The sequence below is a fragment of the Erwinia sp. MMLR14_017 genome (assembly GCF_033657285.1).
Lineage (GTDB): Bacteria > Pseudomonadota > Gammaproteobacteria > Enterobacterales > Enterobacteriaceae > Erwinia.
In genome coordinates, this window is record NZ_JAWVWP010000001.1 from 268,380 (window position 1) to 281,195 (window position 12,816).

Sequence of the window (12,816 nt, forward strand, 5' to 3'; positions counted from 1 at the left end):
GAACAACAGATGCAGCGTTACATTAAAATTCATCCAAACGATAACGTGGCGGTAGCTCTGACCGATCTCGCTGAAGGCGAGTGCCTGAACTTTGCAGGAGTAGAGGTCATCCTCAAGCAGAGCATGGAGCGGGGGCATAAATGTGCCCTTCAGCCGCTGGCCGTGGGCAGTCTGGTTGTTAAATATGGCCTGCCCATCGGGCATGCCACCGTGCCGGTAGCCGCCGGTGAAATGCTGCATTCGCATAACACCCGCACCAATCTGAACGATCTGGATGAGTACAGCTATCAACCCGATTTCGCCACCTTACCGCCTCAGGCTGGCGACCGTGAGGTGCAAATTTTCCGTCGGAAAAATGGCGATGTCGGGATCCGCAACGAGCTGTGGATATTGCCAACGGTAGGTTGCGTAAACGGTATTGCAAAGCAGATGGTTACCCGGTTTCTGAAAGAGAGTAATGACGCGGCGGGCATTGATGGCGTCCACCTCTTCACTCACCCTTTTGGCTGCTCGCAGCTCGGGCAGGATCATGAAAACACCCGTACCATGCTGCAAAATATGGTGCGCCATCCCAACGCGGGCGCGGTACTGGTGATTGGGCTGGGCTGCGAAAACAATCAGGTGGATGTCTTCCGTGAAACGCTGGGCGATTATGATGCTGAGCGCGTGCATTTTATGGCGCTGCAACAGCATGATGATGAGGTCGGGGCCGGGCTGGAGCATCTTCGCCAGCTGTTTGAGGTGATGCGTCACGACAGGCGTCAGCCAGGCCGCTTAAGCGAGCTGAAATTTGGCCTGGAGTGCGGCGGCTCTGACGGCTTGTCCGGCATCACCGCGAACCCGTTGCTGGGGCGTTTTTCCGACCAGATGATTGCCAACGGCGGGACCACTGTGCTGACCGAGGTGCCGGAGATGTTTGGCGCCGAGCGGATCCTGATGAGCCGCTGCCGCGACGAAGCGACGTTTGCGAAGACGGTGAATATGATTAATGACTTTAAGCGTTACTTCATCGACCACGATCAGCCAATCTACGAAAACCCGTCGCCAGGCAACAAAGCGGGCGGCATCACCACGCTGGAAGAAAAGTCTCTTGGCTGCACGCAGAAGGCGGGAGAAAGTCAGGTGGTTGATGTGCTGAAATATGGTGAGCGACTGCATCAGCCGGGTCTGAACCTGCTCAGTGCGCCGGGTAATGATGCGGTAGCAACCAGCGCGCTGGCCGGCGCAGGCTGCCATATGGTGCTGTTCAGTACCGGGCGCGGGACGCCTTACGGCGGATTCGTGCCCACGGTTAAGCTCTCCACTAACAGCGAGCTGGCCGCGAAAAAGCCGCACTGGATCGATTTCGATGCTGGTGTCCTGATCAAAGGAACAGAGATGTCGGTACTGCTGGAGAAGTTTGTCGATACGCTGGTGGAGATTGCTAATGGTCGCCAGACCCGTAATGAACAGAACGATTTCAGGGAGCTGGCGATTTTTAAAAGTGGCGTCACGCTTTGAATATAACGTGAGGCAACAGCAGGGAAACAGAGCAGGCTCGCCACCCTGGATGACAAGCCTGCTGTAAAGCTGAGAGCTGACTTTTCTGCAAAAACTCACGCAGGGTGATAACTCCTGAGCAGAAGCCAGCTTTGGACCTCAGTCCTGCTTTTGCAGCACTTCAGGCATGGCGTTCCTGGTGACGATCTTCAGCCATACAGGCCGCCGCCGTAAAGAGAATATCCGCCGAGGAGTTCAGTGCAGTCTCGGCTGAATCCTGCAGAACACCGATAATAAAGCCCACCGCTACCACCTGCATGGCAACCTCGTTGGGAATACCAAACATATTACAGGCTACCGGGATCAGCAGCAGCGAGCCGCCCGCCACGCCAGAGGCACCGCAGGCACAGATGGAAGCCACCAGGCTCAGCAGGATCGCGGTACTGATATCCACCTGAATACCCAGCGTATTGACCGCTGCCAGCGTCAGCACGGTAATGGTGATGGAGGCACCCGCCATACTGATATTCGCGCCAACGGGAATCGAAACCGAGTAGGTATCCTCATCCAGATTGAGCTTTTTCGCCAGCGCCATGTTCACTGGAATATTTGCCGCAGAGCTGCGGGTGAAGAAGGCGGTAACGCCGCTTTCGCGCAGGCAGGTGAAGACCAGCGGATAGGGATTACGGCGAATTTTCCAGTAAACCAGAATCGGGTTAAACACCAGCGCCATCAGCAGCATACAGCCAATCAGCAAGCCCAGCAGCTGCGCGTAATCCCACAATGCAGAGAAACCGGTCGAGGCCAGAATCGAGGCTACCAGGCCAAAGATACCGACAGGGGCGAAGCGGATCACGATGCGCACCAGATAAGTCACGGCGTTGGAGGCATCATTCAGAAAAGCGCGCGTAGTGTCACTGCTGTGGCGGAACGCGAAGCCCAGGCCAATTGCCCAGACCAGAATCCCGATATAATTAGCATGGATCAGCGCATCAACAGGGTTCGAAACCATGCTCATCAGCAAACCGTTCAGCACTTCCAGAATCCCGGAGGGCGGGGTGATTTGCTGGCTGGCATCGGTCAGCGTCAGGGTTTGCGGCAGCAGATGACTGAACACCACGGCGACCACGGCGGCGCAGAAGGTGCTCAGCAGATAGAGGATGATGATGGGGCGGATGCTGGTTTTGCTGCCGTGCTGATGGTTAGCAATAGAGGCAATGACCAGCACCATCACCAGCAGCGGAGCAACCGCTTTCAGGGCGCTGACAAACAGCGTGCCCAGCAGGGCAACGGAGAGCGCACCCTCTTTGGAGAACCACGCCAGCGCAATACCTGCGATCAGGCCGATCATGATTTGGGTAACCAGGCTTCCCTGCATCAGGCGCTGCACCAGCCCGGGACGACGTTTTTCCATACTCATAATAAAAAACCATTTTTGTTATTAATAACAATGCGCACCAGCGTCGTATGCGCTGATCAGAGCGGCATCGGTGTGTTTGCGCGGGTGAGTATAAGGAAATGTGATGTCAGGGGAAGGGAAAAGTCTCGAAAAATTGACGTCGGTAAGAATTGGCCGCCAATAAGAAAGATTCGCTGGTAATCGATACGGAGGGCTGGCCTGAACCAGCCCCCGCCAACGGCACGATTATTTGCTTAACTGCTTCTGGTCGTTGCGATGATTCACCCAGGCATTAACCAGCAGCGTAACCGCAAGGATACCGCCCACGGTTGCCAGCGAGATCGACACCGGGATGTGATAAAAATCGACGATCAGCATTTTCACACCGATAAATACCAGCACCACAGCCAGGCCATACTTCAGCATGTGGAAGCGCTCTGCGACGTTAGCCAGCAGGAAGTACATCGCACGCAGGCCCAGAATAGCGAACAGGTTAGAGGTCAGCACGATAAAGGGATCGGTGGTGACGGCGAAGATGGCAGGGATACTGTCAACGGCAAAAATGACGTCACTCAGCTCCACCATAATCAGCACCAGCAGCAACGGCGTGGCGAACAGCACGCCGTTACGCCGCACAAAGAACTTCTCGCCTTCCATATTTTCCGTCATTCGCAGATGGCCCCGCAGCCAGCGCACAACCGGCTTGTCGCCAACGTTGCTTTCCTCCTCGCTGCCGCCCTCCATGCCCATCTTAATGCCGGTGAAAATCAGGAACGCACCGAAAACGTAAAGGATCCAGCTGAACTCGGAAACCAGCCAGCTTCCCGCGAAGATCATGATGGTACGCAGGACGATAGCGCCAAGAATGCCGTAGATCAGTACGCGGCGCTGGATTGCAGCAGGAACCGCAAAGTAGCTGAACAGCATCAGCCAGACAAAAACGTTATCCACAGCCAGCGCTTTTTCCAGCACATAACCCGTCAGGAACGCCAGAGTTTGCGTATTGGCGACTTCACGGCCAATGTTGCCGTCGAGATACCACCAGAAACCGGCGGCGAAAAGCAGAGAAAGGGTGATCCACAGGAGCGACCAGAGCGCTGCCTGCTTCATTGACATGGTTTGTGCGCCGCGTCTCCCCTGTAGGAAGAGGTCGATAGCGAGCATGATGATGACGATGACGGCAAAGCTGCCCCACAGCAGAGGCGTGCCAACAGATTGCATAGCGATATCCTGTAAAATGAAAATTGGCTTTCAGAAGAAGGCTGCCTCCTTCAGAGAAGGTAAACAGGTTCCGGTTAAGGCCAGGTCTCACTCACAGCAGGTACATTGTCCTGTTGCCCGACGACCGGATATCTGTGGATACCGTGCTGACGATCGTTCGGCGTTGAAGTTACTCCCCTATGCTGTGCCAGAAGATAATGGCTGGCACAGCACAGGTCAATCACAACTGGACATATTTAGAAATGTTTACACAGACGCAAGATTGTCAGCCGGGAAGACGACGCCAGTTTGACGACGGATTTCAGTCAGCAGCTTTGCCGTGGTACGTGAGGTAGCGAGACCTGCATGGTCGATCTCATCAGTTTCCACCAGACGGGCGAACGTCTCGGCTTCATACAGCATAGTATTAATATGCTGCGGATAACTTAGGTCCTGGCTTTTTGCGCCGCGTGGCATAAAGCTGACGCGCTGGCATTCCGAAACCTGCTCAATGACCAGCGATCCCTGTTCACCCTGAATCTCGCTCGGCACCGCAGACTGGCTGACTTTAGAATGCAGGATTGTGACGTCGAAGTCGCCGTACTCCATAAGCACTGTTCCGTGGGCATCCACGCCGCTTTCCAGCAGAGAAGCGGTAGCGGTCACGCGACCAGGCTCGCCCCACAGGCTGACCGCAGTGGCCAGGCAGTAATAACCGATATCCATAATGGAGCCGTTTGACCAGGCAGGGTTAAAGGTGTTGGGATTCTCGCCATCGAGGTAACGCTGATAACGCGAGGAGTACTGGCAATAGCTCAACAGCGCCTTACGCAGCTTGCCCACTTTAGGCAGAGACTGCTGTAAAATCAGGAAATTAGGCAGGCTGGCGGTTTTAAAGGCTTCAAACAGCACCACCTGATTGTCACGGGCACAGGCAATCATCGCCTCCACTTCCCGCAGGTTAGAGGCCAGCGGTTTTTCACAGATCACATGTTTTTTATGCTGTAAAAACAGCAGCGCCTGCTGGCAGTGCAGGGCATTGGGGCTGGCGATGTAGACCGCATCTGTCGCCTCTGACTGCGCCATCTGCTCCAGCGAAGTAAAAAGATGTTCAACGGGATAATCTTTGCTGAAGGCCTGAGCCTGTTCAAGCGAGCGGGAGTAGACGGCGGTCAGCTTCATTTTGCCGGTTTCATGGGCGGCATCGACAAACTGACGGGTTATCCAGTTCGTCCCTACAACAGCGAAGCGTATCATGCGTGTTTCAGTCTCCACACGTTTTGGGTGAGGTTGGAGCAGGAGAGGGGCCTGCCCTGGGCGTTATCTGTCAGAGTAGCACGTGAGTTGCCGTGGGCAATGGCTAAAAAAAGCGAAGCGCGCCTCTCAGTGTGGCACTCTGTTATCCTGTCTCAGGCAGTTTGATTTTTACCGTATCCTCTTTCACGCTAAGAGAAAATACGCGCATCCAGGGTGAGCATAAACAATGACGACGGGCAGTAAACACGCACTGAACTGGACCAGCATTCTGGTTGCTATCCCGGTGGGTCTGGTGGCCACGCTGGTGACGCTGGGGTTTCGCCAGTTGATTGAGATGATCAACTCCGTGCTCTTTGGTACGCAGCAGGATGTGACCCAGGCGATTGGCGTCTACCCGTGGTATCTCTGGCCGGTGGTGGTGGGACTGGGCGGCGTGATTGCCGGTTTTTTCCTGCGTTATGCTACCGCTATTGAACAGAAAGAGACGGTCCGTACCGACTACCTGGAAGTGATCAACGCCAGGCTCGACGCTGTTCCCACCAAAACCTCTCTGTTCCGCGCACTCTCTTCTGTTGCCAGCATCAGCAGCGGTGCTTCCATAGGTAAAGAGGGGCCGATGGTGCAACTTTCTGCGCTAAGTGGCAGCCTGATGGGGCGGCTCTGCTTTCGTCATCTTGCGTTGAAAAACAGTGATATAGTAGCGATGGCCGCCGCCGCCGGACTCTCCTCTGTGTATCATGCGCCGCTGGCGTCAGCGATTTTTGTGGCGGAGATTGCGTTTGGCATTTCCGCCTTACAGCGACTGATCCCGCTGATTATCTCTTCCGGCGTGGCGGTGCTGACCATGTGGACGCTGGGTTACCGTTCCGCCATTTATCCCTTTTCTCACGCTCAGTTTGACCTGACGCCCGGCAATATTCTGCTGACGGTGATAGTGGGTCTGTTGGCGGGCCTGGTGGGCTGGGCGATGATTTGGCTGATCGGCCAGAGCAAACGGCGTTTTGGCCGCATCAAAAGCCTGCCGTTCCGGCTGGGATTAGGGGGCGTTATCGTCGGCGCGATGGCGGTGGGCAGCAGCAATATTCTGGGAAACGGTTATGAAGTGATTGTTGCGATCATGGCCGGAAGTTTTGTGCTGAAAGGGCTGATTGTGCTGCTGGCGCTGAAGATGATCGCTACGGCGATTTCCGTGGGATCTAACGCCGTTGGGGGCCTCTTCACTCCCTCGTTACTGATAGGGGCGGTACTCGGCGTGATAGTGGCAACGCTGGCCAGCCTGGCAGGATGGCCGGTCAGCAACACGGTGATTTTTGCCGCAGTGGGAATGGGGGCAGTCCTCGCTTCGGTAAGCCAGGCCCCGCTGATGGCGATGCTGATGGTGCTGGAGATGACCCTCAACAGCAGCCTGCTGTTTCCCACCATGATCGCCTGCGTGCTGGCCTCAATGACCGTCTACCGGCTGCAGTCCAGCAGCACCTACCCGGTGATTGGCAATCACTTCAGTCGCTCCGACGCCAAATTCGATTTCGATAACGGTATTGTCTCGCAGCTTATTGTGTCGGGTGCGGCGTTAAAGCCCGGCGATACCGTCGGGAAAGCGCTGGCGGTCAGCTCACTGAAGCGTGAACGCTTCGTCTACGTTATCAGCGATACCGGCCAGTTTATGGGGGCGGTCTCAATTCACGATATCGCCAGAAAAGTGCTGGATAAAGAGATCACCCTGGATTCGCCGGTGAGCTGCGTCATGGATGAATCCTTCCCCTATATTTTTGAAAATCAAACGATTACTGAGAGCTGGGAAGCGTTTGCCAGAGTGACGCTGGAGCGCTTACCGGTGCTGAATAATCCGCAGGAGAAGCGATATCTGGGTGCCTTGACCAAAACCAGCCTGATCCAGAAGGCAAAGGAGTTTCTGTAGCCTGAACGTTATGCAACGCCAGGTTCCGTGGCTGGCGCAGGGCGATCAGCCCTCACGCCCCCGCAGAGCCTGGTCGGTCAGCCAGAGACGGGTATCGAATTCGAGCTGATGATAGTCAGGCTCCATATGACAACAGAGCTGGTAAAACGCCTTGTTGTGATCTTTCTCTTTGATGTGCGCCAGCTCATGCACCACGATCATGCGCAGAAACGCTTCCGGTGCCTTTTTGAAAATGGTCGCCACGCGGATCTCCGCCTTGGCTTTGAGTTTGCCGCCCTGCACGCGGGAGATGGCCGTATGCAGGCCCAGCGCATGCTTCATTATCTTGATTTTACTGTCGTAAATCACTTTATTCAGCGGGGGAGCATTGCGCAGGCTCTGATTCTTCAACGCCAGGGCATAGTCGTAGAGCGCTTTATCGCTGGTAATGGTGTGGCTGGCCGGATAGCGCTTTTGCAGGACCGCCCCCAGACGCTGCTGATCGATCAGCGTTTGCACCTGTGACAACAGCGATTCAGGGTAACCTTGCAGGTAAATAAGCGACGACATGCAGACTCCAGGAAAGAAAAAAGTTTACTGTTAGCCCGTTTTAGGGGATAAAACGCGGGAATTTTACCATTAAGGTCATCCCATGAGCCAACTCGAACTGAGCCACCGCACGCTGACGCTGCACCGTTTCCCTCAAACGCGCGAAGAGAGCCCGCTGCAGGCGTGGGATGCCGCTGATGAATATCTGCTGCAACATGTGGCAGAGGACCAGACTACCGGACCGACATTCCTGTTTAACGACACCTTTGGTGCGCTGGCTTGTGGGCTTTACGGTGAAGAGCTGTACAGCATCAGCGACTCCCTGATGGGCGAGCTGGCTACGCGGCAGAACCTGAATCTGAATGCGATGGATGAAGGCGACGTGAAGTTTATCAACAGCCTTGCTCCGCTGCCGGTTGCGCCTGCGCGCGTGCTGATGAAGATCCCTAAAACGCTGGCCTTGCTGGAGCATCAGCTCCGCTCCCTGCGTAGCGTTGTGACGCCAGAGACGCAGATCATCGCCGCAGGCAAAGCCAAAGATATTCACACTTCCACGCTGAACCTGTTTGAACGTGTGCTGGGCGTGACCACCACCTCGCTGGCGGTGAAAAAGGCCAGGCTGATCTTCTGCCAGCCGACGTTGCCTGCGCTGGAAGAGGCCCCCATGACCTCCATCTGGCCGCTGGATGACACGCCATACGAGATCCATAACCACGCTAACGTCTTCTCGCGCAGCGGTCTGGATGTGGGCGCGCGCTTCTTTATGGCTAACCTGCCGGAGAATATTGAGGGCGAAATCGCGGACCTGGGCTGCGGTAACGGCGTGATTGGCCTGACGGCGCTGGATCAGAACCCGGCGGCAGAAGTGCACTTTATTGATGAGTCCTGGATGGCTGTCGCCTCCAGCGAGATGAATGTGGAAGTGAACCGTCCTGACGACAGGGATCGCTGCCACTTCTCGGTAAACAACTCGCTGGCTGGTTTTCCGTCCAATGCCTTCCACGCGGTGTTATGTAACCCACCGTTCCATCAGCAAAATACGCTGACTGACTATATTGCCTGGCAGATGATGCGTGACTCGTATCGCTGCCTGCAGCAGGGCGGGGAACTGCGTGTTGTCGGGAATCGTCATCTCGATTACTACCGCAAAATGAAGAAGCTGTTTGGCAACTGCACCACCGTCGCTTCTAACCAGAAATTCGTTATTCTGCGTTCAGTGAAGATGCGCTAGTTCGCAGCTGTTCAGAGTAAAAAAGGCGGGCCGTGTAAACAGTCCGCCTTTTTACTGCGCTGAATTTAGCTGCGCTTACGGATCCAGGAGAAGCGCTGCTGATAGCCGTGAGCAAAATGGGTATTACGGCGAAAGCTGGCCTTCTCCTCTGCCATGCAATAGGTGCAAATCTGGCTCAGCTCAATCTGCGCCTCCGGCACCCCTTCACGCATCGCCAGCCTTTTAGCCAGCAGCGGCAAATCAAACCACTCTCCTTGTGTTGTTCCCACAGCCTGCGGCCGCAGGGCTTTTGCATTTGTGGGCTGAGAGGGGGTGACGGCGAGAAGGGCGGCGATCTCTGGTGTCTCCTGCCGGATGCGGGCGAGGCGCTCTTCGCCCAGCTCATAGCAGCAGGGGCCAATAGCGGGGCCTACCGCAACGATCAGGCTTTCTGGCGTTGCGCCCCGTTCAGTCAACAGGCGAAGCGTGTTAACCAACACGCCAGACAATGCGCCGTTAAGGCCGGCATGTATTGCTGCGACCTGTTGGTGGCGTGTATCCGCAATCAGAATCGGCAGGCAGTCGGCGGTATAAATCGTCACCGGGCGCGTGCCTGTGCCAATCAGCCCGTCCGCCTCACGGCTTTTGACCGGCAGCGCTTCCGTATCCAGCACTACCGTGGCGCTGTGGCGCTGCTGATTATAAATACTCTCTTCCGGTGGGCGTTCTCCGGCTGGCTGGAAGGCGTGATCAAGCCACGTCAGACTGGATAACAGGGGCGAATGGTAGGGTTGCGGCATGATCCGGTCCTTTTCAGCAGTTGGCGGATTAACATTTTCTTCACAGTACGGGGGAGATGCTACAGTTTTAAGGCATTAATTCGAAAGCTTTTCCGCCACACTGACAGGAGATACAGCACTTTGAAAATAAAAACGTCGTTAAGCGTGGCCACCCTGATGGCGCTGGCTCTTTCCGGCTGCGCGCAGCAGAAAACGGATGCCGCTAATCAGCTCAATCAGCAGTCGGTTATGGCGCTCAACTGGTTCCAGCAGTCGGGTGAATATCAGGCGCTGGCGTATCAGGCGTTTAACTTCGCCACGCTGGCTTTTGATAAAGCACCGTCGCTGACCGGTAAGCCTAAAGCGGTGATTGTCGATCTGGATGAAACGATGATCGATAACAGTGCCTACAGTGCATGGCAGGTCAAAGCGAACCAGCCCTTCTCCGACAAAACCTGGTCAGGCTGGACACAGGCAAAACAGGCCCTCGCCATACCGGGCGCGGTCAATTTTGCCAACTACGTTAACAGTCACGGCGGCACGATGTTCTATGTCTCTAATCGTGATAAGCAGGATGCTGCCGCCACGGCAGAAAATCTCAGGCAATTGGGCTTTACCGGCGTAAATGACCAAACGCTGCGCCTGAAAACCGACAGTTCCAATAAGCAGGCGCGTTTTGATGCCATTAAGGCAGAAGGATACAACGTTGTGCTGTACGTGGGCGATAATCTCAACGATTACGGTGCAGCGACTTATCATCAGGGCAACGCTCAGCGCCGGGCATTTGTGAACCAGAACAATCGCCTGTTTGGTACGCAATTTATCATTCTTCCTAATCCGCTCTATGGAGACTGGGAGAGCGGATTAGGCGAAGGTTATAACAAGCTCACCCCCGAACAGAAGTTGCAAACCCGTGATGCCAGTCTGAAGGCGTGGAGCGGGAAGTAAATAGCAGCACCTCAGATCGCCAGGGCCAATTTTGTGCCCTGAGCGATCGCCCGCCGCGCATCCAGCTCCAGCGCCACATCAGCCCCACCGATAATATGCACCGGCTTGCCGGCTGCCCGTAACGCCTCTTCCAGCGCCCGGTCAGGCTCCTGTCCGGCGCAAATCACCACGTTATCGACCTCCAGTAATACCGGTTCACCGTCGCGCAGGATCTGTAACCCACGATCGTCAATCTGCAGATACTGCACGCCGCCCCACATCTTCACCGCACGCATTTGCAGGCTGGCACGGTGGATCCAGCCGGTGGTTTTACCCAGCCCGGCGCCTGGCTTGCCAGGTTTGCGCTGCAACAGCCAGATCGCGCGCTCTGGTACGGGCAGCACAGGCGGCACCAGTCCACCCTGTTGCTGCAATGTCTGGTCAATTCCCCACTCCCGACAAAACGCAGCCACATCCAGACTGGTTGAAGCGCCATGCTGGCTGAGATACTCCGCCGTATCAAAGCCAATGCCGCCTGCCCCAATTAATGCCACGCGTTTCCCTACCGGTTTTTTGTCCCGCAGCACCTCCAGATAGCTCAACACGCAGGGGTGATCGATGCCTGGAATGGCTGGCCAGCGCGGCGTCACGCCGGTTGCCAGCACCACTTCGTCAAAATCTGCCAGCAGGCGGGCCGAAGCCGTTTCGTTCAGCCTGAGCCTGACGCCCGTCAGCGCCAGCTGAGTGCGGTAGTAGCGCAGCGTTTCGTTGAACTCCTCTTTGCCTGGTATCTGTCGGGCAATATTGAACTGGCCGCCGACTTCTGCAGCGCGATCAAACAACGTGACCTGATGCCCGCGTGAGGCCGCATTGACGGCAAAAGCCAGACCGGCGGGGCCAGCGCCAACGACTGCCAGACGTTTTATTATCTCCGCTGGCTGAACGGGCATCTCCGTTTCATGGCAGGCGCGGGGGTTGACCAGGCACGAGGTTATCTTCCCGGCAAAAATTTGATCCAGGCAGGCCTGATTGCAGCCGATACAGGTGTTGATCTCATTGCTGCGGCCCGATTGCGCTTTTTCCACCCACAGCGCATCGGCAAGAAAAGGGCGCGCCATCGAGATCATATCGGCACAGCCCTCATCCAGTAGAGCCTGGGCCACATCGGGATGATTAATGCGGTTAGTGGCGATCAAAGGGATATGCAGATGCTGCCGAAGCTGTTTCGTCACCCAGCCAAAGGCTGCGCGAGGCACCGAGGTGGCAATAGTCGGGATCCGCGCTTCATGCCAGCCAATGCCGGTATTGATAAGCGTTGCGCCTGCCGACTCAATAGCCTTTGCCAGCCGCACCGTTTGCGGCAGCGTATTACCCTGTTCCACTAAATCCAGCATGGAGAGCCGGAAGATAATAATAAATTCGCGTCCCACCGCTTCCCGTATGGCTCTGACAATTTCTACCGCAAAACGCATGCGGCGGGTTTCATCGCCACCCCACTCATCATCGCGATGGTTGGTTCGCTCAGCGAGAAACTGATTAATCAGATAGCCTTCCGAGCCCATTATTTCCACGCCATCATAACCCGCCTCTTTTGCCAGCGCGGCGCAGCGGGCGAAATCCCCAATCAGCGTCAGAATCGCGTCAGCCTTCAGCTCAAGCGGCTTGAAAGGGTTGATCGGTGCCTGAAGCGGGGAGGGCGCCACTAAAGAGGGCTGATAGCTGTAGCGACCAGCGTGCAGGATTTGCAGCGCAATTTTGCCGCCAGCCTGATGTACGGCCTGAGTGACCTGGCGATGGTTTGCAAGCTGCTCCCGGTGATTCAGAACACTTGCACCCGCCATAACTACGCCCTCGGGGGAAGGAGCAATGCCGCCCGTCACAATCAGCGCCACGCCAGCGGCTGCGCGCTCGGCATAAAAAGCGGCCAGACGGCGCGGCCCGTCAGAATGCTCTTCCAGCCCGGTATGCATCGAGCCCATCAGCAGACGATTTTTCAGTTGGGTAAAACCCAGATCCAGCGGCGAGAACAGAGAAGTGTTCATAGGAGCCTGAGGTGAGTGGTCGGATGAGTTGTACTGTAGCGACGAAAAGCCCGTTCGGAAAGTGTTGTTAACCGGAG

General features: G+C 56.0%; 10 protein-coding genes. 4 read left to right on the forward strand and 6 right to left on the reverse strand.

The window, feature by feature from the left end:
- Window positions 1–9 precede the first annotated feature (9 nt).
- Window positions 10–1,500: an altronate dehydratase family protein gene (locus SD961_RS01300; protein ID WP_318788605.1), complete on the forward strand. Its 1,491-nt coding sequence runs from the start codon at window positions 10–12 to the stop codon at window positions 1,498–1,500.
- 160 nt (window positions 1,501–1,660) lie between these two features.
- Here the strand turns inward: SD961_RS01300 and sstT are convergent, their stop codons facing one another.
- The 3 genes from sstT to SD961_RS01315 form a co-directional block, all read right to left on the reverse strand.
- Complete coding sequence (gene sstT / locus SD961_RS01305; protein WP_318788923.1) at window positions 1,661–2,893, reverse strand: serine/threonine transporter SstT; 1,233 nt, start codon at window positions 2,891–2,893, stop codon at window positions 1,661–1,663.
- A gap of 231 nt (window positions 2,894–3,124) precedes the next feature.
- Window positions 3,125–4,099, reverse strand: a complete 975-nt coding sequence (locus SD961_RS01310; RefSeq protein WP_318788606.1) for a TerC family protein — start codon at window positions 4,097–4,099, stop codon at window positions 3,125–3,127.
- A gap of 246 nt (window positions 4,100–4,345) precedes the next feature.
- Complete coding sequence (locus tag SD961_RS01315) at window positions 4,346–5,335, reverse strand: Gfo/Idh/MocA family oxidoreductase (RefSeq protein WP_318788607.1); 990 nt, start codon at window positions 5,333–5,335, stop codon at window positions 4,346–4,348.
- A gap of 226 nt (window positions 5,336–5,561) precedes the next feature.
- On the opposite strand from SD961_RS01315, the gene SD961_RS01320 reads away from it, so the two are divergent.
- The gene (locus tag SD961_RS01320) at window positions 5,562–7,253 is read left to right on the forward strand and encodes a chloride channel protein (RefSeq protein WP_318788608.1); all 1,692 of its coding nucleotides are present in this window, start codon (window positions 5,562–5,564) and stop codon (window positions 7,251–7,253) included.
- A gap of 45 nt (window positions 7,254–7,298) precedes the next feature.
- Here SD961_RS01320 and SD961_RS01325 read toward each other — a convergent pair whose 3' ends face one another.
- On the reverse strand, window positions 7,299–7,802 hold the full coding sequence (locus SD961_RS01325; protein ID WP_318788609.1) for a M48 family metallopeptidase: 504 nt from the start codon (window positions 7,800–7,802) through the stop codon (window positions 7,299–7,301).
- Window positions 7,803–7,884: 82 nt separating this feature from the next.
- Between SD961_RS01325 and rlmG the strand changes: the two genes are divergently transcribed.
- Entirely contained in the window at window positions 7,885–9,012 is a 1,128-nt protein-coding gene (gene rlmG, locus SD961_RS01330) for a 23S rRNA (guanine(1835)-N(2))-methyltransferase RlmG (RefSeq protein ID WP_318788610.1), read from the forward strand.
- 65 nt (window positions 9,013–9,077) lie between these two features.
- Here rlmG and SD961_RS01335 read toward each other — a convergent pair whose 3' ends face one another.
- Window positions 9,078–9,791 (reverse strand): polyphenol oxidase family protein, encoded by a 714-nt coding sequence (locus SD961_RS01335; RefSeq protein ID WP_318788611.1) that lies wholly within the window; start codon window positions 9,789–9,791, stop codon window positions 9,078–9,080.
- A 120-nt stretch (window positions 9,792–9,911) separates the two neighbouring features.
- Between SD961_RS01335 and SD961_RS01340 the strand changes: the two genes are divergently transcribed.
- Window positions 9,912–10,718: a 5'-nucleotidase, lipoprotein e(P4) family gene (locus SD961_RS01340; RefSeq protein WP_318788612.1), complete on the forward strand. Its 807-nt coding sequence runs from the start codon at window positions 9,912–9,914 to the stop codon at window positions 10,716–10,718.
- Window positions 10,719–10,729: 11 nt separating this feature from the next.
- Here SD961_RS01340 and SD961_RS01345 read toward each other — a convergent pair whose 3' ends face one another.
- Complete coding sequence (locus tag SD961_RS01345; RefSeq protein ID WP_318788613.1) at window positions 10,730–12,739, reverse strand: NADPH-dependent 2,4-dienoyl-CoA reductase; 2,010 nt, start codon at window positions 12,737–12,739, stop codon at window positions 10,730–10,732.
- Between the last annotated feature and the right edge of the window lie 77 nt (window positions 12,740–12,816).